Source organism: Dyadobacter jiangsuensis (assembly GCF_003014695.1).
Lineage (GTDB): Bacteria > Bacteroidota > Bacteroidia > Cytophagales > Spirosomataceae > Dyadobacter > Dyadobacter jiangsuensis.
The window spans coordinates 172,103-192,989 of the sequence record NZ_PYAS01000011.1; the positions used below are offsets into that span (position 1 = coordinate 172,103).

Below are 20,887 nucleotides of genomic sequence, written 5' to 3' on the forward strand. Positions count from 1 at the left end.
GGAAACCGCTTAGCACGTGGTTCGTTGATCTCCGGAATGTCGCCGCCGGATAATTAACGCAGCACAATAGAATGGGTGCTTTTGGTGGCGTTGGAATAGCGGATGAGCAAGAGGTAGCGGCCCGGACGGATTCCGCTAATGTCCAGTTTATCGGCGCCGTCTGTCCACTTTCGGATGACCGAACCGTCGGAGGTGTGTAGTATCGTTTCGGCAATGGGATTCTGTTTTTCGGAATGAAGATATATGACGGACGCTGCCGGGTTCGGATATACGTAGGTTAATGCGAGGGGATTTCCGTTGGCGGTATGCCCGGGCATGAGTGGCACCGGTGCGCTCGCTGTACCGGCAGACGGGCCGGACACGTAGCGCCAGGGGCCGTAAATCTGCCCCGTCAAAGCAAGGGCAGCATTGTATTTGATTCTAACCCTTAGGTTCGTCGCGGATCCTGGTTTGTCGATCAGGCTCTTCAACTCGGAGCCCGTCAGGTTGTGATATCCTTTTTGAGATCCGGTGTAGGAAGTACTATGGGCAAGTTTGCCATTCGCGCCGGTCGTGAAGCCATTACCATTTGAAACTGCTTCCCATATCAATTTTCCTTTGTTTAGGCCCAGGAACGATTTGGCGGCCAATCCGATGCCAAAATTGCTCTTGGTGTGCTGCTGGTAATTCAGCAGGCTAACCAGATCCGAGTTGTACAGGCGGATGTTGTTCCGTAAACCCCGACCATTATTTCCATAATAAACAAAGGCAGCGTCCGCATCCGTCTGGCCGGAGCTGAAATTGGGTGAGCCCACGATCATATCGCTGTAACCGTCCGCATTTACGTCACCGGCGGCTGCCACTGCCCAACCGAAAAAATCGTAGGTGTCGTTGACATTGCCAATAATACGCTGGGGGCTTGTATTGATCCCCGCCGGTGATCCGTAATAGATCAGCGCCAGGCCGGTAGGTACCGAGGTGTTTTCATCGATAAACCACGGCTCGCCAATGATCACATCGCTGTAACCGTCGCCATCGAGATCGCCCGCACCCGCTACGGACTCACCCATGGCGGCGCCCATACCCGTTTCATGCGCGTACAGGTGTGCGGCGTTCGCCTGCGTAATGCCCGCAGGTGAGCCATAGTAAATGTGTGCGGCACCATCGCCGTTGTCATAAGCGTGTGCACCGACGATCAGGTCATGAAAGCCGTCGCCATTCACATCGCCGCCACCCGATACATCCCAGCCGAAATGCGCCTGATCCTGAGTACCCTTCATCCAGTCTATTGTAAGCGAGTCCAGTGAATGCGCTTTCCCATAACCGATTAAAATAGCCCCAGCATCGTAATCGCCCATGCTGTATGCGCCCGCGACGAGGTCGTCGTGGCCATCGCCATTCAAATCGCCGGCAGGGGATACCGCATTGCCGAGCCGGGTATCTTCCAGGTCGCTTTCGACGATCCGCAGCCCGGCGATGTCGGAGCCGTTGATCGAACCGGGAAATATGTAGAGCGCTCCTTCTTCGGACTGTCCATTGGAATAATTCATCGCTCCGATGATGATTTCGGAAAAACCATCGTCGTTGAGGTCGCCTGCGTGAGCTACGGCGCAACCGAACCATGCACCGGTTTTGTTGCTTTCGAGCTGGATGGGGGCGGAGTGGAGTCCTGCCGACGAGCCAAGGTAAACAAATGCGGCACCCTCTTCGTCTTCGCCGCCGTGATAATGCATGGCGCCGATGATAACATCACCATACCCGTTACCGTCGACGTCTCCCGCCGCGGAAACCGAGGTGCCGAATCCGGCATCCGCCTGATCGGTTTCAAGTATATGGGCGGGGATTTTGCCGATGCCGCCCGGTGTTCCTTTAAACAGAAATGCAACACCTTCTTCGGATTGGCCATTGTCATAATGCGGTGCGCCGACGATGATGTCATCGTAGCCATCCCCATCAACATCGCCCGCTCCCGATACCGCATATCCGAATTGAGATTCGGGTTGAATGGAATGCAGGGCCGTTGCGGTAGCGGTATCGGGTCCCGATGCACTGCCGTGCCAGACCATGATAGCCCCTTCGTTGCTCTCTCCCTGATCATAAAGATGGGCTCCGATAACAATGTCGCTGTAACCATCCCCATCGACATCGCCTGCGCTAGCAAGGGACTGGCCCAGGTATGCATGGGCCTGGGCACTTTTAAAAACGGACGCGGGCTTTTTACCAATCCCTGCCGGAATTCCGGAAAAAAGCATCACCACTCCTTCATTGGGCAGGTTCTTGCCCTGCATTTTGCTCGCAATCAGCACATCGGCATAGCCGTCTCCCTGCACATCGCCCGCACAGGCTACCGCACGCCCGAATTCCTCTTCCATTTGCTGTCCCACAAGCGTGATGGAAGCGTTGGCATTGATTCCATTTGCAGAACCAAGGTGAATTTTGACCAAACCCTGATCCGGATACGCCTTGTCGTAACGCGGTGCGCCGAGGATGATATCGGAAAAGCCATCACCATTCAAATCACCTGCGGATGCCAGCGACGTTCCCAGGTGCGCGTCGCTCTGGTCGCTTTGTATGATGGAAGGTACCAGCGATATCCCTTGCAAGCTGCCCAGGTATACAAGTGCAGCACCTTCGTTGGACTCTCCCTGGTCGTAAAACGGCGCACCGACAAGCACATCACCAAAACCATCGGCATTGACATCCCCGGCACCTGCTACGGAAGTCCCCATTCCCGAAATAGACTGGTTCATTTCCAGGATCGTAACCTTGTTAGGGTCTATGCCTGTTTTAAAACCATAGTAAACAAATGCCGCCCCTTCATTTAACTGCCCCTGGTCGAATTCGTTTGCACCCACAACGAGATCGCTGTAATTATCATTATTGATGTCGCCTGCCAATGCAACGGCTATACCAAATTGTGCTCCGGACTGGTTTCCTTTGAGCATCGTCACCGGGTTGGGCTTTATACCTTTGGGAGATCCCAAATAGACCAATACCACGCCCTCATTGGCTTGCCCATTATCGTAAAAAGGAGCGCCGATGGCAATGTCGCTGAACCCGTCCGCGTTGATGTCCCCGGCACCGGAAACCGAGTAACCCATTTCGGCGTGGGCCTGGTTGCTTTCCAAAAGCGTAGGTACCGGATTGAGCCCGTTGGCAGAACCATAGTAGAGCAATGCAGCCCCTTCGCTGTCTTGCCCATTGTCATAATGCGGTGCTCCGGCCAGTACATCACTAAAACCGTCGGCATTTACATCTCCCGCGCTAGCGACCGAAAACCCCAGCCAGGCATCTGCCTGATCCGATTGCAGCAGCGCATTTGCATTGACAGGATTGCCATTCACGACAATAGGGTCGATCGTTACGGGATATGTGGCGTTGCGGACATCCACGGTGATTTGAATTTGTTGCCCCACGGCGGTCAGGTGCGCGGTAAGCGGGTGGTTCTGCGCGTCCCAGCATTTGAGATCGCGGTAGATAAGCCGCGGATTGGTTTTGTCATTTTGGGCAAAAAACAGCAATTCATTCTCAGCACCATCCTGAATATTCAGGCCACAAGCAGCTAATTTTATTTGAAGGTCATGAGTACCTGCGGGTGCCTCGTGAACGATGAAATTCTGCCTGACGCCATCTGCATTGTTCACAAACTCCTCCGTGAATTTTGCATGGCGGATCAGTAGCCTGTTTTCCAGTATTTCAGGTTTGGCAGCCGGATCGGGCACGTCGATCAGGAGGCCGTCGGCGAAAATGCCTTCATTTTTCAGTGCAAACGAAAAATTATAACCCGAGGAATCGATGCGGTTCTGAATGGTAAGGTTCCCAGGCTCATAGTATGCCCGGAGATTGTGCTTTCGATTGGGGCTTTGGAGCCTGCGTTTGGTGCGGTCGTACGAAATGTGGTACTCGCGGGCGGCTATGGTTTCGGCGAGACCGGCAGGGAGATGGTTGGTGATGTGTTGGGCAGAAATTTGTGGACTGCTGTTGGCGGCTGAGTGCAAAGAAGCCGGAGAATAGCAGGTGTTAAATGCGTAAATAAACAGGGTGACGATAGATGCCGCGATGGACAATAGCAGGAGGTGCTGTTTCATGGATCAGAAGAGTTTAAGTTGAAGTGCAAAACCGAAGCGATAAGCTCCGACCTCAATTTTGTAGGAATCACAAACTCTTTTAAAATCCGATGATCAGGTAACGGGATGGGTTAGCGAACGGAAAACAGGTAAGTAAAAAGCCGGTCGCGGAAATAGTTTCCGGAACCGGCTTCAAGTAGTTATGCTATTTCAATGCATTATTTCTGCACCAACGCTTCCAGCATTTTCTCTGCCAGGAACTGGTTGCCTGCGTCTGTCAAATGTACGCGGTCGGTGGTGAGGATGCCTTTCTCCTTGTTTTCAGGATTGTTTTTGGCCAGATAGTCCTGGAAATGCTTGCGCAGGTCGAGCAATTGCAGGTTGTTGCGCGTCGCGATTTCGCGGATCAGTTTGGAATACTGGTTCAAATCGCCGTCCTGCTGATTGGAATTGTCATTGCGCTCGCCAATGACGGTAGGCGTACACACGATCACGCGGATATTCTGCGCTTTCAGTTTTTTGATCAACGCCTCGTAGAACTTCACATATTTGTCGGGATCGGTACCGGTGCCGGACGAGGCTTTGTGCCATACATCGTTGATACCCACGTAAATGAATACGACATCGGGCTTCTTGGCGAGCACGTCGTCTTCGAGTCTTAAATAGAGGTCATACACTTTATTGCCGCCGATTCCGGCGCCGATCAGCTCATATTGGCTGTCCTGGCCCTTCGCTTTCAGCATTTCGCCTACTTTGGTGATATAGCCGGTAGGGCTCACGCCGGCCTGGGTAATGGAATCGCCGAAGAAAACGACACGGAGCGGCTTATCGGCACGCATAGCGAGCAATGGAAGTGCGACAATGGCAATTTGAAGCAGTTTGAAAAGTACTTTCATGGATTGATTGTATGGATTTTTTGGTGAAAAGACGGTTGTGGGGGGAAGTTACCCTTTTGACCGCCGACCGCCGACCGCCGATTTCCGATGGTAGATCCGCTGATTTAAAATGTGACATCTGCTGATTTAAAATGCGATCGGCCGTCGGCGGTCAGCGGTCGGCCGTCAAGTTTTGAGAATGCGAACCTCCACATCGGCCCCGCTGTAATGCAACGTGAACTTGGTGCCTGGCTGTAATTGCACCCCCCAATGCGTCGGAACAGTGAATTGCCGGATCTTTCCGTCAACCCAGGCGTGGACGGTCAGCATTTCGGTGGTTCGTTCAAGCGTAAGCACTTCGCCGTAGATGAATAGCGCCTCTGTTTGATCCTTCAAATACACTTCGGCCGGCGATCCGATGCGGATTAACCTGCCGTTTTCCATGATGGCCACCTGATCGGCCAGCCTGAAAATCTCGCCCATATCGTGGGTTACGAGTATGACGGTAAATGGTCGCTCGCGGCGTAGTCTGAGCAGCAAATCCTGCAATTGCAGCTGCATATCGGGGTCGAGGGCGGCGAAAGGTTCGTCCATCAAAAGCAAGTCGGGTTCGCGTACGAGCGCGCGGGTGAGTGCGACGCGCTGCTGCTGCCCGCCCGAAAGCTGGTGCGGTTTGCGGTCGATGAGTTGGGTAAGGCCCGCGATTTCGAGCAGATGGCCGATCAGCTCCTGATTATGGTATTTGGGTAATGCGAATTCAAGATTTTGCATGACTGTCATGTTCGGGAACAATGCATAATCTTGAAAAACAAAACCGATATGGCGTTGCTGTGGCGGAACGTGAATGCCGTTTGCTGTGTCCAGCCAGGGATCTTTGCCAAAAGTGATCCTGCCGGATTCGGGCATGGCAAGTCCGGCGATTTGCCTCAGCAAGGTGGTCTTTCCCGCACCCGATGGCCCGGTGAGGGCGAGAATGCGGTGGCCGGTCACTGTGAGATCCACTTCCATCGGTAAAATCCCACCCGCGGTGTGTAATGTATGCCGGATATGGACTTCAAGCAGGTTGTCGGACACGGAGCAGGCGGTTGTTAATGGAATAGACCAGCAGCAAAATAACGAAAGTGATCGCAAAAAGCACCATCGCGTACGCATTGGCAGCGGGGTAGTTGAGCGCCTCCACCTCGTTGTAGATGGCTACGGACGCCACTTTGGTGACGCCGGGGATATTGCCGCCGATCATCAGTACCACGCCGAACTCGCCGACGGTATGGGCAAATGTGAGTACAAATGCCGTGAGAATGGCCGGTTTGCAATTGGGCAGGAGCACTTTCACGAACGTCTGCCATTCGCTTTTGCCGAGCGTATAGGAGGCTTCCCGTAACGACGCTGGCAGCGATTGCAGGCCGGCCCGGATAGGGTAGATCATGAATGGCAGGCTGTACAAAATGGAAGCGATCACCAGCCCCGGGAACGAAAAAACGAGCCTTATCCCCAGATATTCCTCGACCATTGCCCCAAACCAATGCGACGGGCTGAATGCCAGCAACAAATAAAACCCGATCACCGATGGCGGCAGCACGAGCGGCATGCCGATCAGCGCCTCCACCACGCCTCGCCCTTTGAACTTCCCGAAAACGAGCCAGTAGGCAATCGGCATGGCGATCACTAGCAGCAGAATTGAAGTGATGCTGGCGAGTTTGAAGGTTAGCAGGAGTGGCTGGGGGTCCAAGTAATTTTGAATGATTGAATGACCGGGTCGCCGGTGCGATGAATAGTCAGGTGTTGTTAAGTGTAGTCAGGTGTAGTCAGGTGTGGTCATGTGTAGTCATGTGTAGTCATGTATTGTCAATTATTGTTTACGTTTTCAATGATTATTCCTGACCACTTCTGACAACACTTGACTACATCCGACAACGTTATTTATAACCGTACCGTTTGAAAATAGCCTTCGCCTTAGCCGAATACAGGAACTGATAAAACTGTTCGCTGGAAGCTTTTTTGGGAGACGTTTCGCTGTGTTTCAATAAAATAGCTGCTTGTTGAATGGGTTTGTAAAGGGTTGAATCGACTAGCACATAATGTCCTTTTCCTTTCATTTCCGGGGATAATACAATGGATAATGCATTGAAACCCGCTTCCACGGAGCCGGTGGTAATGTATTGGGCTGTTTGCGCGATGCTTTCGCCGTAAACGAGCTTCTTTTCGGTTTGTTCGTAGAGCTTCAATGCATTCAATGCCTGCACGGCGGCTTCGCCATAGGGGGCCGTTTTGGGATTGGGGACGGCTATTTTTTTGACTTGATCCGTGGCTAATACCTCCGGTTTGAGCTCGGTTTCCGGGATGTCTTTCGACCAGAGTACCAATGCGCCGCTGGCATAAACTTCCGGTTTTAAATCGGAACCGCCGTTTTTGAAGATTTCTTCGGGATATTTGGTGTCGGCGGAAACGAATACGTCGAATGGCGCGCCCTCGCGGATCTGCGTGGTGAGTTTGCCGGATGATGCGACTACGATCTCGATCTTTTTGCCCGATTCTTTCTCGAATTCCTGCTGGATTTCCTTCATCACATATTGCACGTTGGCAGCGGTGGCGACGACGATTTTCTCCGACGGTTTGGAGCAACCGGCGAGAAATACAGCAAAAAGGGCGAGGATACGTAGTTTGTTCATGCCGCAATTTAAAATATTGTTTTGCAATAATAACCGCTTACAGGCTCCGCGGAGCGTCCCCTCGGGAAATTGTCGTAAATTGCGCCCCGTTTCGCCGGGCTGTTCCGGACGGACGATTTAACCGCTTATAGCCAATGGCTAAAAGCACAATTTAATCATTATAATGATCATAGAAACTGCACAGCGCACCAGGCAGACATCGGAATACTATTTTTCGGTGAAGCTGGCCGAAGTGCGCAAACTGATTGCCGAAGGGCATGACGTCATCAATCTCGGGATCGGAAACCCGGATATGATGCCCTCAGTAGAAACGCTGGAAGCATTGACAACCGCTGCCTATCAACCACAGGCGCATGGTTATCAGCCTTATACAGGCACCCCCGCTTTCAGAAAATCAGTGGCAGATTTTTATTATCGTACCTATGGCGTAACACTCGATCCGAATACTGAAATATTGCCGCTCATTGGTTCCAAAGAGGGCATTACCCACATATCGCTGACGTTCCTCGATTCGGGCGACGAGGTGCTGGTACCCGAGCTGGGTTACCCGGCCTACCGCGCCGTGAGCCAGATGGTCGGTGCGGTGGTGAAGGAGTATCCGCTGCGCGAAGACCACGGCTGGCAGCCCGACTGGCATGCGATGGAAAGCCTCATTACGCCGAAAACGAAGCTCATGTGGCTCAATTACCCGCATATGCCCACGGGTGCACCCGCTACGCAGGAGCTGTTCGAGGAGGCGGTTGCATTTGCCAAAAAGCATCGGATATTGCTTTGTCATGATAATCCTTACAGCTTGATCCTGAACAAGAAAGCGCCTATCAGCCTGCTTTCTGTGGAGGGAGCCAAAGAGGTGGCGATCGAGCTGAATTCGATGAGCAAGTCGCACAACATGGCGGGCTGGCGTATGGGCTGGCTGTCGGGTGCGAAGGAGTACATCAGCGCGGTGCTGACGATCAAGAGCAATGTCGATTCGGGCATGTTTTTCGCGATGCAGGAGGCTGGGGCGAAGGCATTAGGTAACTCGGCCGAATGGCACGCGGAGCGTAATGCAGTGTACCAGGGCCGCCTGGAAGCGTCGGAGGCGCTCTTGCGCACGCTGGGCTGTACATGGGACGACAAGCAGGAAGGCATGTTCCTCTGGGGCAAGCTGCCCGACTCCACAGAGTCGGCGGAAGCGCTGGTAAACAGCCTGCTGGTTGACAAGCATGTGTTCATCGCGCCGGGCTTCATTTTTGGTCCGAAAGGCCAGCGCTATATCCGGTTGTCACTATGCTTGCCCAAAGAGAGAATCTGGCAGGCAGTGGAGCGGATTAAAGGGTAATATTTCAGGATTTTCAAAATTTAAGATAATGATCATCAGTATCATAGGGGTTGGCCTGCTCGGCGGGTCGTTTGCCCTGGGACTGCGCGAGAAATACCCGCACGTGAAATTCGTGGGTGTGGATAACTCGGCGGTCAATCAGAAAATAGCATTGGCGAAAGGGATCGTAGACGAGATCCTGACGCTCGACGAGGCATTGCAGGTATCCGAGCTGAACGTGCTTGCGACGCCCGTGGACGCCATTACCAAGTTGTTGCCCTACATGCTCGATCACCTGCCCGACGGCCGGACGATCATGGACCTGGGTTCTACCAAGGAGCTGATCTGCAAACTGGCAGATAAGCATCCTAAACGCGGCCAGTTTGTGGCAGCACACCCGATGGCCGGGACCGAAAACTCGGGCCCTGGCGCGGCATTCCGGGAGCTTTTGATCGATAAAAACGTGATCATCTGTGACAAGGAAAAGAGTAGCCCTGATTCGGTGGGGTTGGTGGAAACGTTCCTGCGCGATGTGGGCATGAAAATCCATTACATGAAGCCCGTCGAGCACGATTTGCATTTGGCTTACGTATCGCATTTGAGCCATATCAGCTCTTTTGCATTGGGTATGACTGTGTTGGATAAGGAACGCGACGAGCGCGCGATCTTCGATATGGCGAGCACCGGTTTTTCTTCCACAGTACGTTTGGCCAAAAGCTCTCCGCAAATGTGGGCGCCTATTTTCGACCAGAACAAAAAGAATGTTTCCAAGGCATTGGGCGATTATATCGAGCTGCTGAAAAAGTTCAAAGAGGCGATCGATGGCCGCGATATGGACGCCAGCTTGTCTTATATGGCCCGGGCAAATGATATCGGGCGGGTTTTGGCGGGGATTGAGAAGAAGTAGTCAGGCGGTGGTCATGTATTGTCATTTTTTTGACCGCCGACGGCTGACAGCCGACCGCCGCATGGGGCAATGATAACTGTTCGGCGGTCAGCTGTCGGTGCTCAGCGGTCAGGTGTGGTTAAGAATTGTAGTTTTTAAGTTATTGATTATTAGTATATTGTAAATGGTTCTGAAATTTTTCGGAACCATTTGCGTTTTCAGGGCTGTTAAGTTGGGGTCGTTTAGCGACGCCCTTCTTGATTGATTTTGAAGCATATAGTCTCAACAAAACAATAGGAAATGACAAAAGCGCATGGGGTTTTGGCAGCGGTATTGATAGCAGCAGGCATTTCGTTAGGTGTGCACCGGGCCGACTCACTTTCCAATCATTCTACTCTAAAAACATCGCCGGTCGCGAAAACCGACTCGGTTGTTACCCGTTCCGAATGGATTTCATTGTATGACTCGCTTGGCCTGAAAAAGCAAGGCTTGTCGGAACGCGCATTCTATTGCGCCTGGTTCGGTTTTCAGAAAATCAAGCTCGATAACCCGATCATGGCGATCTGCGATTTTACGCAATCGTCGCGCAACAAGCGGTTGTACGTGATCGATCTGCTGAAAAAGAAGGTGCTTTACAATACTTATGTGGCGCATGGACGAAACTCGGGTAATGAGTTTGCCGAGCATTTTTCAAATGCGAATTCTTCCTTCCAATCGAGTTTGGGTTTTTACAAAACATTAGGCACCTACCAGGGCAAGCACGGGCTTTCCTTAAAGCTGGAAGGGCTTGAAAAGGGTATTAATGACCGTGCATTGGAACGTGCGATTGTGATGCACGGTGCGAATTACGTGAGCGAAACTTTTATTAAAAATACCGGTCGCCTCGGGCGCAGTCTCGGTTGCCCGGCCGTTTCGATCGCCGACTCTAAAAAGCTGATCAATATGCTCTACAATGGCGCGGGGCTTTTCATCTACTCCGGCGACCAGCATTATATTCAGAAATCGTCGTTACTGGCCGGAATGGAGGCTATTTCCGAAGTTCAGGCATTGGGCGCTTCGCGTTTGTAAACATCCGGGAAATACATCAGATCACCCTTTTCATTACAATCTGCCGGCAAATACAGCAAAAACACGGGTACGCGTACTTTCAGCTTGTGCCATTTCGGCGGGTGTGAGACGCTGTCGGGTTCGGTCATGAAGTCGCTGTCGAGGAGCTGGGTACCCGCCATGTAATTGGCCAGGTCGGTGGGGTGTTGCACGCGCACGCACCCGTGGCTGCGCCAGCGCTTGTCGCTTTTGAAAAGGTACCTGGCATTGGTATCGTGCAGGTAAATGGCCAGCGGGTTTTTGATCTCTACTTTTAACAAACCCAGTGAATTGTCCTCGCCGGTCTCCTGGCGGAAACGATACGGGAACTGATCGGCGGTAAGGTCGCCCCATTCCAATTCTTCGGGGTTGATAGCCTGCCCGTCCTTTCCAATCACCTGAATGCGGTTTCGGGTCAGGTATTCGGGATCGGCAGCCGCTTTGGGGAATATTTCCTTGATGGCAATGCTTTTAGGTACATTCCAGTAGGGGTGCGTCACAATGCTCGTCGCGTAGGTGTCGATCGTGGGCGTAGGTGTGTCGCGCTTGCCCACGACGGTACGCATGGTGAGCACGTTCTTGCCTGCGGAGTCCATGGCCGTGAGGTAAGCGCCGCGGATATTGACCATTACAAAACGCGGCGCGTGCTGGATCTGCCGGTGAATCCAGCGGTAGGCATTCAGCGTTTGGGCGACATAAGCGGCGCTGTCTTTCTTATTCGATTTGATCAATCGGTCGTAATGGATTTTCAGGTTGTGGTAAACCGGGAAAACCGGCTCCAATTGTTCCATTACCCGCTCAATCGATTCCCCTTTTGCCAGTTCTTCTGCCGCATTGCGGATCAACGCGGTATCGGCTTTCACCTTCTTTTGGGTAAACCGGATGGTGGGCTTATGTCCGAACGCGATTTCTTCCAGCAGCGCGAAAACCGGCGCAATGGTATCCTTCGTTTCAAATTTTTGGGTATTGATTCCCGCTTCGCCTGCCTGCGAAAGGAGTTCCTGGTAAATATCCTCGCTGCTGATGGCCTCTGCCAGTTCCTGGTCGGTCATGTCCTTCGGGTTCTTCCGGCACGACTGCATGATGGCGAGGGTAAAAAGTATCAGGAGGGGTACATAGCGGGCTTTGCCCAGACCGGACAGCATTTGCATTACGAACGATGATTTGGTGCTGCAAGATAACATGCAATTGTCATGCTAACTGAAAAAGGGCAAGGACAACCTGCCCGCAGCTCAAAAATGGGGAATTAAAGTGGCATCGCTGTACTTTAATTCCCTAAATCGATTATTCGTTGCGGAGGCTGCGGACCGGATCGGCCGTGGCGGCGCGGATCGCCTGAAAACTAACGGTACCAATCGTGACGGCCAATGCCATAGCGCCCGTCACCGCGAACACCCACCAATGGATCGTGGTCCGGTAAGGATAGCTTTCCAGCCATTTTTGCAGCGCATACCACGCCAGCGGCGAAGCTACCATGATGGCGATCACCACCAGTTTTACAAAATCTTTTGAAATCAATCCCACAATACCCGCCACCGACGCGCCCAACACTTTGCGGATACCGACTTCCTTGGCCCGTTGTTCGGCCGCCTGTACGACCAGTCCGAAAATGCCCAGCGCAGAAAGGAACATCGTAAGTCCGCTGAAAAAGAGGAAGAGCTGATGGAGTTTGGATTCAGCTTCGTATTGTTTGGCGAGTTTGTCTTCAATATTATGAATGCGCAGCAGCTTTTCCGGAAAGAAATGTTTCCAGAGCTTACGCACACCCGCACCAACCTGCATTTCAGTACCGGGCTGAATGCGGATGAGCATACTCGCATATTCAGGTGCTTTTTGTGCAAGAATGAGCGTGGGCTTCATGGGTTCATAAAGTGATTCGTTATGAAAATCCCCGACGACGCCCACCGGCACCGATTGTGCATCTTTGGCGTGCACATCCAGCTGTTTGATGCGGAGCATTTTCGCGGCAGAGGCAGTCATCAGCGAATTCTGGTTCATTTGCGCTTTTTCAAACTTGACGAAATCCTTTTCCCGCAGCGAGTCGGCATTGATTGCGTCGGCGAAACGGTTGCTGAACATGCGGCCCTTCACCAATTTCAATCCCAGCGTCGCAGGCAAATCCACATCACCGGCTATGTACCACACGCGCAGGCGGCGGCCGGCGTGTGCAGGATCATCAACCTCCCGCTGCATATAGCCGGCGCCCTCCGTAGGCATCCACATACTCAGGCTGCTGCGCATGACACCCGGTATCCTTTGCAGTTCGCTTTTGAATGCTTCGCCCTTGCCATTCCACGAAATCTGCTCGATGCCGATCAGGTTGTTTTTATCGTAGCCAAGTTCTTTGTTTTTCATCAGGTCAAATTGCTGCCATACCACGATGGTAGCGAGCAGCACGATGATCGAAATAGAGAACTGTGCTACCACAAGCGTTTTGCGAAGCCCTGTTTGGCCCAACGACGCTGTAAATATGCCGCGTAATGTGTTGGCCGGTTTAAAACCCGAAATAACCCAGGCCGGGTAAAGGCCTGTAAGCAGTGCGGTGAGGAAAAACATCAGCAGTGCGCCTCCCGCCATCAGGATATTGGAAGTAAACGTCAGTACCAGCCGGTGCCCAAGGAAGTTCTCGACCGGGTGCAATGTGAAGAAATAGGCGAAAACCGCAATACCGACTGAAATACCGAACAAAAGCAGGGTTTCGGTCAAAAGCTGCATCACTAGTTGCGTCCTCGACCCGCTGAGTACTTTCCGGACGCCAGCTTCTTTCACCCGTGCAAATGCCTTGGCGGTGCTGAGATTGACGAAGTTGACGCAGGCAATGAATAGCAGCAGCAATGCAACACCGCCAAAGATATAGATCGTCCGGATGTTCGCCTTTACTTCTTGTCCATCCGCGAAATCGGAGTGGAGGTAAATGTCTTTCAATGGTTGAAACTCGAATTGTTCCCGGCTATTGTTTTTCATAAACCGGGTATACCAGGTATTGACTTTCTTCGTGAATTGTGTGACATCCGTGCCGTGTTTCAGCAGTATATAATTGCGTCCGAAGGACATGATGCCATCATTGACAAGCGGTTCGGGCTTTGCGGCTTGAAATCGGATAGCATCGGCGCGCAGGTGGCTGTTGTAGGGCAAATCGTCGATCAGACCGGTAATTTCATAAGGAGTCGGCTCGGAACTGAAAGTAGGAATGTCGTAGATGATCTTTCCAACCGGGTCCTGACCGGGAAATATCCGGGCGGCATAGGCTCGTGTCACGAGCAAACTCCAATGCTTTTGCGTCGAATGTTTGAGACTTCCGGCGAGCAGCTTGATGTCCAATATGCGGCTGATCGACGTGTCGGCGGTCAGTAAATTGGTGCTGATGCCGTCGTTATCTTCCGGGCGGATTTTGAAATATTTCTCAAATGAATCTACCGTGGACCATGACTCAACTTCCGCATAATTTTTCTCCAACTCCGGCGCGAGGCCAATCGGAGATGAAGAATTGCGTTCGGAAAGGTCTTTGCCCATTTTGTTCACCGTGACAATCCTGTAAATATCATCCTTCCGGCTCCATTGCCGGTCGTACGAAAGGCTGTCGATCACCACGGTAGCCACCATCATACAGGCCCATAAGCCAATGGAAAGTCCGGTCAAATGGATCAGCGAATAGCCGCTGTTTTTCAGCAGGACGCGCGAGCCTATTTTGAAATAATTGCGCAGCATATCGCGGCTGAATGCCGACGGCGTGCCGTACGGGGATGGGTTTCTCCTCATAATCGAAGGGCGGCACAATGCGGCTACCTCGCGGAGGAAGAAGAAATTGGCCTTGCGTGTACCCGCGCGGCGATGGCGCAAGGCGTAGCGTTCGTGCAGGTCGCCGAGGAGCTCTTCGCGCAGGTGCGGCGCACATATGCGGGTGGCGAGCTTGTCCAGCCAGCGGGGAGGAAGTGGTGGTCGCATAGGTCAGCTGTTTGAAAAGTCGAGGCCCATTTTGGATAGTTCGGAAGGGGTAATGCGGTTCCAGAGGCTATTGCGGACGGTGCGCGCCTCATGGAGGACCTTTCCACCATAAGCGGTAACCGTAAACAGGCGCTTGCGACGTCCGCCGCGTTCCTGCGTGGCCTCGCCGAGGTGCGAGCTCAGGTAGCCCTTCTGTTCGAGCCGCTGCAACGCGGCATGTACGGCGCCGGTGCTCACAGTCTGCCCGGTTTCGCTTTCGAGTTCTTCGGCAATACTCACCGAGTAAGCTCCCGGCGCCAGCGCCGCCACGGCCAGTAATACGATTTCTTCAAATTCACCCAAATCGCTTCGTCTCATAGGAATGTGTCCGGATTTATTTCATCTATTTCTGTATGTAAAATATCTTGCCAGACTTTGAAAACAGCGCCCACATTCAATTTACGGGGATTTTATGAGAAAGCCCTGTTCGTTTTTGAACAAAGATCGTCCGGTGCTGTACGGGGTTTAAAAAGTTATCAGCAAAATTGAATGCAATAGAATCAGCCAAGTTTTTCCTTTATCAGATTTCAAGCATTTACATCAAAATCATCACACTATGGCGAAGCTGAGTAAAATCACGGTGGATAATGTCGACATATCTATCACCACCATCAACGACAATGACTACATCTGCCTTACCGACATGGTAAAGGGGAAAGAGGATGCAGGCAGGGCAGCGGATGTTATCAAAAACTGGATCAGAAATCGTGCTACCATCGAATTTCTGGGAACCTGGGAAGTGATCTACAATCCTGATTTTAAAGTGGTCGAATTCGACCACTTTAGGCGAGAGGCCGGAGTCCCGACTTTTACAATGAGTGTTTCGAACTGGATTGAGAATACAAATGCGATTGGGATGTTTTCTAAATCAGGCAGGTATGGAGGAACTTATGCGCATAAGGATATAGCATTCGAATTTGGGTCCGCGATTAATCCGATATTTAAGCTATATGTAATCAGGGAATACCAGCGGCTTAAAGAGAGTGAAAATAACCGGTATGGATTAGAATGGAACGTAAAGCGTATTCTATCCAAAGCAAACTACCAAATACACACAACGGCGGTGCGGGATTACCTCATTCCGAAAGCCGGTTACTCGCAGGCGAAAGAATGGCTGCTTTACGCGGATGAGGCCGATTTGCTCAACCTCGTGCTGTTTCGTTGTACAGCCAAACAATGGCGCGACGCGAATCCCCAGCGCCATCTGGCCGGGGAGAATATCCGGGATATGGCTAGCATTAATGAACTAACCATACTTTCAAATCTTGAAAACCTGAATTCTGTGTTAATTAAAACTGGGCTGGGCAAGCGGGAGCGCTTCAAAATATTGGACGAAACCTGTAATGACCAACGTAAAACACTGGTGCAACTTGACATTGTAAAGCCCATAAAGAGGGAAAACGAATCCTCATTTTCAGATTTTGAAAATAAGGAACTCAAATAGGCGGCTAGCCGCCGAATCTATTTCTTCCCAAAAAACTTCTGTTTGGGACTTTTCTTCTGCGCGTATTCCATCACTGCTTCCGCGGCTTCGATCGGCAGATCTGATTCGAGAATGGACGCGCCGTCACGGGCGATGGCCAGGTAAGCCGCTTTACGTTCTTCGGCGGTTTTCAGTTTGTCGTAGGAAGATGCGGCTGAGATCATGCACATCGTGCCTTTTTTGTTCAGTAATGCATATAATTCCTTGTTCTCGGGCTTCACATGCGGGCCTATGTAGGCGATCATCTGGGTGAAAGGCACACCGGCTTTTTCGTAATCCTCATACTCTTTCATGTTCCGGATGAATGCCGAGAATGTGTGGTTTTTGTTTTGGGATAAATAATAGGTCATTTCGGCGGCGCTGTGCACGGTGAGCATTACGAATGCATCTGCGTTGTGCTTTTTGATCAATGCGGCGGTCATGGCCAGAGGGACGTCCTTATGGTCGAGGTTGAGGACAGTTTTACCGCGCGCCCATTCGATCACCTCCGAAAGCGTCGGGATAGGAAAGTCGGTGACATTGCCCTCGGCGTCTTTGAGGCGGAATTTTTTGAGCTCTTCATAAGTGTAATCCGATAGCTTACCCTTGCCTGTGGTGGTGCGGTCGAGGGTGGCGTCGTGCATGAGCACCATCACGCTGTCTTTGGTCAATCGCGGATCGATTTCGAAGAAAGCCGGGGTGTGCTTCAATGTATTTTCAAAAGTAGCAATGGAGTTTTCGGGAAAGCCCTTCACCATTCCGCCCCGGTGCCCGGCGATCAGGATCGGATCGTTCCCGGTGAACTGGAAATAGGCATGCAAATCCTTTGCCGTTTTGATTTTCAGCACATTGAGCTTGCTCTGCGCGTGGCTGGTAAAATAGTTGCCAAGCGAAAGCAATGCAGTTAATATGAAGGGGTTAAGGAGTTTCTTTTTCATGATTATCTAAAAATTAAGAGCGGCAATTGAGTTTTAAAAGACTGAATTCGCCTTGCGGGTCCAGACTGAACAAGGTAACCGAAGAGTTCTCCTGGACGATCTGCCGGTAGTTTTTGAGCGGCATACCCAGCTTCCAGGCCATGTAAAACCGGTTTACAGCATTATGTGCAACCACGAGCACGGTCCCGTCGGGATGTTTTTGTAATACCTCATTGAAGAAATCGTCGACGCGCGTCACGATCTCGACGGCCGTCTCGCCGGTACCACCCGCACGTGCGTAATCGGGTTCGTGCGCCCACGCATCCCAGAGCTTGGGGTTTTCGGCAATAAATTCCGCCCGCGTTTTGCCTTCCCATTCACCAAACGAGGCTTCAATCAGCCGCTGGTCGACGGTAATGCCCGGGTGATTGCCCGAGGCGATGGTGGCGGTGTGGTGTGCGCGTTGGAGCGGCGAGGTATACACGGCGTCGAACGCAATGCCTTTCAGCAATTTCGCCGCCAAATGCGCCTGTTCGAGGCCTTTTTCAGTCAGCCCGATGTCTGTCGCGCCGCAGTAGCGGTTGCCGTCGGCGTTCCAGAATGTTTCTCCGTGGCGGAGCAGATATATGTGAAGCATGGTCAATGGATTACGGGCACAGGCCCTGCTATGAAACCTTTTTCGGTTAAAGTATGGATAAAACTCCGGTATTGTTGTGTGTATGCGGCGACCAATGACGGTACGGGGCGGATCGTCTTCTCAATGCGTGTCATGGCTTGTGCAGCCTCGGTGAGTGTCCCGTAATGCGAACCTGCCGCGGCGACGATCGCGGCACCGGCGGCGCCGGTCACATTCCCGCATTTGTGTACGGGGCGGTTGAGCACATTGGCGCGGATGGTCAGCCAGACGTCGCTGTTGCTGCCGCCGCCGGCCGTGTATACTGCATTCACCTCCTCGCCGGAAACGCCTTCGATCATTTCATAAGCATAGCGTTCCACAAATGCGACGCCTTCCATGTTTGCAGTGAATGTGCCCTCACGGCTGGCGTTTTCAGGTGCAAAACCCCGTGCCTGGGGCGCGATGAATGGAAAACGTTCCCCTTGTTGCAGCAAAGGATAGGCGATCAGGCCGGTGGGGATGAGGTTTGCGGCGGCCTCGGCTAATGCCGGAAGATCGTCCGCAAAGCCTGCCGAAACCCAGTCGGCACCGATATTCCCTGCGCCGCCGGGCATCCAGTAGCCTTCGGGGTGGCGGTGGCTGTATAAGCGGCCTTCCGGGTCGCGTACTTCGCGTGTGGTGACGCCCTTCACGACGAGCGTGGTGCCTATGGTGGTATTCCAATCTCCCGGTCGGACGGCACCGGAGGCTACCTGCGATGCGCATCCGTCGGTCATGCCTGCTATGACCTGAATTTGCGCCAACCCGAGTTGCTCGCTGAGTACCGGCAGCAGACGGCCGACTGGCGTGCCCGACGGGACCACCCTTTGCAGCCATTCTTTCCGTAACGGCAAGTGCTCGGTGAGGTAAAGTGGCCATTCGCCGGTACCGACGTCAAATCCCGATTTCAATGCATTGGTATAATCGGTCGTAGCAAAGTCGCCGCAGAGTTTCCCGATGATAAAATCTGTCGCATGAATCCAGGTTTTGATATCCGCTGCTTTTTCGGTGAAATGGTTGGAATACCACACCATTTTGGACAAACCGCTGGACGCATTGAAACCCGTGTAGCCTTGCGGGTGACTGCGCTCAGCAATTTCCCGGCAATACTTTCCTTCCCCGGTAGGGCGGGTGTCGGAGTACATCAAAGCATTGTGCAGCGGCTCGTTATCCGCGTCCAGGGGAATGACGGTGCCGGATGTAGATGTAACGGATACTGCCTTGATGTCCTTCAAATCAATGACTTCGCGGACGGATATGAGCAGATTTTCCAGACAGGCCATGACCGATTCCCACCACAGCGCCGGCGATTGCTCCTCGCGCGAATGCGGCGTGAGCGGGAAGACCTTCTCGCTACTGCCCATCGTGCGGCCCGTTTCATCGAGCAGTATCACACGCACGCCCTGTGTTCCGACGTCGATTCCTATGAAATATGAATGCATATTTAATTCAATGTTTCGGTTGAAAATAGATTATTACGGTGCGCTGCACCTCGCGATCTAACATTTCGGTGTCGGGTGCAGCGCACCGAAAGATTGGTGTTGAATGAAATTATTGGCGCGTAATCGATTTCAATGTGTTTCGTGCAGTTTTCCATTCATTGTACCATTCCTGATAAGTAACATCGCCATCCGGCTCCGTAACCTCTAACGTCTCCGGTGAATGGTTTGGAATACCCAATGCATTGTTGCAGATAGCTACCCCACCGGAGACCGAAGCCTGGCGGTAGTTGGTTCGTATGAGCACTTTTTTACCTAGTAAATTGGCGATAAACTGCCGCAGCAAGCCGCTTCGTACACCCCCGCCGCACATCCACACATAATCCTGCTCGTGGTTTGTTACTTCGCGGAGGACGTTATAGTTTTCCGAAATGCTGCAAGCAATATCCCAAAGCGTAGCCCACACGAAATGCGCCCTGCTAAGCTGGTGCGACACAGGTGTATTAAAAATGAACCCGCCACGGATCAACGGGGATTGCTCACCGGCGAGCAACGAGCCCAATGCACCCACGCAATGCGTATCACGGATGGCCGCTACCTCGGTTTCGATTAGCTCATAAGGCTCATTAGGATAGAAAATTTCTTTCAAACGCTGGTAATTCAGGCCGGTAACGCCTGCGTTGGCTTCGAGCAGGAATTTCGTATGATCGGTATGCCGGTTGGTCCAGGTGCGCTCCCGGGCATCGGTAATGTAATGGTCGGCTATTTTAATGATGGGTGTGGTGGTGCCCGAAACGATCACAATGTCTTCCACAGATGGTTCGATACTTAGGATCGCCAGTTGGGTATCCGAGCCGCCGACCACCACTTCGGCCGTATCGGAAATACCGAGTTCGGTTGCAATATCGGGTTGTATTCTCCCTAAAATAGTCCCCGAGTGCACCAGTTGCGGCAGAAGCGAGGTGTCGAGCTGATATTTTGCACAAAGCTCTTGTGACCATTGTCCCTTCTCAACATCGTAGAGCAACGTTTCCGACGCTTGCGAATGCTCGTATCCCTGCACCCCACTAAACATATATTGCGCCCAATCGCTGATGCTGAGGAATGTCGACACCTGCTGCCAGAGTTCCGGGCGCCGCTCACGGACCCCTACGAGTTTTAATGCTGAAAAAAGCGAAGTTGGGTAACGACCGGTTAGCTTGTAAACTTCGTGCTTGTCGGGGGTAATGTCCTCCCATTCGCGACCGCGGTGGTCTATGTTAGGCATGCCGATCAGCGACTTCCCCGTTTTGTCGAGCGCCACAATGCCTTCGCGCTGGCTGGTAGCGGTGATGGCCGTGATGGTTACCTCGCCTGCTTGTGCCAATGCCGTTTTAGCAAGGCCTTTTATCTGTTCCCAAAGTGTATCGGGATCGAAAAAGATGGATTCGGGGTAATGCTCGTCTTTCTGGTAACGCATATCGCCGCTCGCCACGCCGAGGATCGTGCCGGTGGGGTTGGCGATGGCTACACGTACATTGCCTGTGCCGATGTCGGCTACCAGGTATGCCTGTTTCAAAGTCATTGTT

The 20,887-nt window shown here is 52.3% G+C and carries 16 protein-coding genes; 4 read left to right on the forward strand and 12 right to left on the reverse strand.

The window, feature by feature from the left end; genetic code table 11:
* Positions 1 to 53 precede the first annotated feature (53 nt).
* From CLV60_RS22205 to modA, 5 genes are all read right to left on the reverse strand, one after another.
* Positions 54 to 4,067, reverse strand: a complete 4,014-nt coding sequence (locus CLV60_RS22205; RefSeq protein WP_106597577.1) for an FG-GAP-like repeat-containing protein — start codon at positions 4,065 to 4,067, stop codon at positions 54 to 56.
* Positions 4,068 to 4,264: 197 nt separating this feature from the next.
* Positions 4,265 to 4,942, reverse strand: coding sequence for an SGNH/GDSL hydrolase family protein (locus CLV60_RS22210; protein ID WP_106597578.1), 678 nt, complete (start codon positions 4,940 to 4,942; stop codon positions 4,265 to 4,267).
* A gap of 165 nt (positions 4,943 to 5,107) precedes the next feature.
* Positions 5,108 to 5,995: a sulfate/molybdate ABC transporter ATP-binding protein gene (locus tag CLV60_RS22215; protein ID WP_229211089.1), complete on the reverse strand. Its 888-nt coding sequence runs from the start codon at positions 5,993 to 5,995 to the stop codon at positions 5,108 to 5,110.
* On the reverse strand, positions 5,976 to 6,650 hold the full coding sequence (modB, locus tag CLV60_RS22220; RefSeq protein ID WP_106597579.1) for a molybdate ABC transporter permease subunit: 675 nt from the start codon (positions 6,648 to 6,650) through the stop codon (positions 5,976 to 5,978). Before modB ends, CLV60_RS22215 begins: the two co-directional genes overlap by 20 nt.
* A gap of 187 nt (positions 6,651 to 6,837) precedes the next feature.
* A complete protein-coding gene (gene modA, locus CLV60_RS22225) occupies positions 6,838 to 7,590 on the reverse strand; it encodes a molybdate ABC transporter substrate-binding protein (RefSeq protein ID WP_106597580.1) in 753 nt (250 codons plus the stop codon).
* 163 nt (positions 7,591 to 7,753) lie between these two features.
* On the opposite strand from modA, the gene CLV60_RS22230 reads away from it, so the two are divergent.
* The 3 genes from CLV60_RS22230 to CLV60_RS22240 all read left to right on the forward strand — a co-directional run bounded on the left by CLV60_RS22230 (position 7,754) and on the right by CLV60_RS22240 (position 10,844).
* Positions 7,754 to 8,911 carry a pyridoxal phosphate-dependent aminotransferase gene (locus CLV60_RS22230; RefSeq protein ID WP_106597581.1) on the forward strand — a complete coding sequence of 386 codons (1,158 nt, stop codon included), beginning with the start codon at positions 7,754 to 7,756 and terminating at the stop codon, positions 8,909 to 8,911.
* Between the two features lie 28 nt (positions 8,912 to 8,939).
* On the forward strand, positions 8,940 to 9,797 hold the full coding sequence (locus CLV60_RS22235; RefSeq protein ID WP_106597582.1) for a prephenate dehydrogenase: 858 nt from the start codon (positions 8,940 to 8,942) through the stop codon (positions 9,795 to 9,797).
* 279 nt (positions 9,798 to 10,076) lie between these two features.
* Positions 10,077 to 10,844, forward strand: a complete 768-nt coding sequence (locus tag CLV60_RS22240; protein WP_106597583.1) for a murein L,D-transpeptidase catalytic domain family protein — start codon at positions 10,077 to 10,079, stop codon at positions 10,842 to 10,844.
* On the opposite strand, the gene CLV60_RS22245 is transcribed toward CLV60_RS22240, so the two are convergent.
* From CLV60_RS22245 to CLV60_RS22255, 3 genes are all read right to left on the reverse strand, one after another.
* Positions 10,817 to 12,013, reverse strand: a complete 1,197-nt coding sequence (locus CLV60_RS22245; protein ID WP_106597584.1) for a L,D-transpeptidase family protein — start codon at positions 12,011 to 12,013, stop codon at positions 10,817 to 10,819. The two genes, CLV60_RS22240 and CLV60_RS22245, sit on opposite strands and share 28 nt — an antisense overlap.
* A gap of 133 nt (positions 12,014 to 12,146) precedes the next feature.
* Positions 12,147 to 14,807, reverse strand: a complete 2,661-nt coding sequence (locus tag CLV60_RS22250; protein ID WP_106597585.1) for a permease prefix domain 2-containing transporter — start codon at positions 14,805 to 14,807, stop codon at positions 12,147 to 12,149.
* 3 nt (positions 14,808 to 14,810) lie between these two features.
* Positions 14,811 to 15,164 carry a PadR family transcriptional regulator gene (locus tag CLV60_RS22255; RefSeq protein WP_106597586.1) on the reverse strand — a complete coding sequence of 118 codons (354 nt, stop codon included), beginning with the start codon at positions 15,162 to 15,164 and terminating at the stop codon, positions 14,811 to 14,813.
* Between the two features lie 238 nt (positions 15,165 to 15,402).
* Between CLV60_RS22255 and CLV60_RS22260 the strand changes: the two genes are divergently transcribed.
* The gene (locus CLV60_RS22260) at positions 15,403 to 16,290 is read left to right on the forward strand and encodes a KilA-N domain-containing protein (protein WP_106597587.1); all 888 of its coding nucleotides are present in this window, start codon (positions 15,403 to 15,405) and stop codon (positions 16,288 to 16,290) included.
* Between the two features lie 17 nt (positions 16,291 to 16,307).
* Here the strand turns inward: CLV60_RS22260 and CLV60_RS22265 are convergent, their stop codons facing one another.
* From CLV60_RS22265 to CLV60_RS22280, 4 genes are all read right to left on the reverse strand, one after another.
* Positions 16,308 to 17,246 (reverse strand): glycerophosphodiester phosphodiesterase family protein, encoded by a 939-nt coding sequence (locus CLV60_RS22265; protein ID WP_106597588.1) that lies wholly within the window; start codon positions 17,244 to 17,246, stop codon positions 16,308 to 16,310.
* A gap of 13 nt (positions 17,247 to 17,259) precedes the next feature.
* Positions 17,260 to 17,862, reverse strand: coding sequence for a histidine phosphatase family protein (locus CLV60_RS22270; protein ID WP_106597702.1), 603 nt, complete (start codon positions 17,860 to 17,862; stop codon positions 17,260 to 17,262).
* A 2-nt stretch (positions 17,863 to 17,864) separates the two neighbouring features.
* Complete coding sequence (locus CLV60_RS22275) at positions 17,865 to 19,322, reverse strand: FGGY-family carbohydrate kinase (protein ID WP_106597589.1); 1,458 nt, start codon at positions 19,320 to 19,322, stop codon at positions 17,865 to 17,867.
* Between the two features lie 109 nt (positions 19,323 to 19,431).
* Entirely contained in the window at positions 19,432 to 20,883 is a 1,452-nt protein-coding gene (locus CLV60_RS22280; RefSeq protein WP_106597590.1) for an FGGY-family carbohydrate kinase, read from the reverse strand.
* Positions 20,884 to 20,887: the final 4 nt, after the last annotated feature.

Excerpts from the sequence above, each read along its gene's own strand:
- CLV60_RS22240 (WP_106597583.1), top strand. The coding sequence starts at position 10,077 with ATGACAAAAGCGCATGGGGTTTTGGCAGCGGTATTGATAGCAGCAGGC.
- CLV60_RS22265 (WP_106597588.1), bottom strand. The coding sequence starts at position 17,246 with ATGAAAAAGAAACTCCTTAACCCCTTCATATTAACTGCATTGCTTTCG.
- CLV60_RS22235 (WP_106597582.1), top strand. The coding sequence starts at position 8,940 with ATGATCATCAGTATCATAGGGGTTGGCCTGCTCGGCGGGTCGTTTGCC.
- CLV60_RS22205 (WP_106597577.1), bottom strand. The coding sequence starts at position 4,067 with ATGAAACAGCACCTCCTGCTATTGTCCATCGCGGCATCTATCGTCACC.
- CLV60_RS22260 (WP_106597587.1), top strand. The coding sequence starts at position 15,403 with ATGGCGAAGCTGAGTAAAATCACGGTGGATAATGTCGACATATCTATC.
- CLV60_RS22255 (WP_106597586.1), bottom strand. The coding sequence starts at position 15,164 with ATGAGACGAAGCGATTTGGGTGAATTTGAAGAAATCGTATTACTGGCC.
- CLV60_RS22210 (WP_106597578.1), bottom strand. The coding sequence starts at position 4,942 with ATGAAAGTACTTTTCAAACTGCTTCAAATTGCCATTGTCGCACTTCCA.
- CLV60_RS22245 (WP_106597584.1), bottom strand. The coding sequence starts at position 12,013 with ATGCAAATGCTGTCCGGTCTGGGCAAAGCCCGCTATGTACCCCTCCTG.
- CLV60_RS22270 (WP_106597702.1), bottom strand. The coding sequence starts at position 17,862 with ATGCTTCACATATATCTGCTCCGCCACGGAGAAACATTCTGGAACGCC.
- CLV60_RS22280 (WP_106597590.1), bottom strand. The coding sequence starts at position 20,883 with ATGACTTTGAAACAGGCATACCTGGTAGCCGACATCGGCACAGGCAAT.
- CLV60_RS22275 (WP_106597589.1), bottom strand. The coding sequence starts at position 19,322 with ATGCATTCATATTTCATAGGAATCGACGTCGGAACACAGGGCGTGCGT.
- CLV60_RS22250 (WP_106597585.1), bottom strand. The coding sequence starts at position 14,807 with ATGCGACCACCACTTCCTCCCCGCTGGCTGGACAAGCTCGCCACCCGC.
- modA (WP_106597580.1), bottom strand. The coding sequence starts at position 7,590 with ATGAACAAACTACGTATCCTCGCCCTTTTTGCTGTATTTCTCGCCGGT.
- CLV60_RS22230 (WP_106597581.1), top strand. The coding sequence starts at position 7,754 with ATGATCATAGAAACTGCACAGCGCACCAGGCAGACATCGGAATACTAT.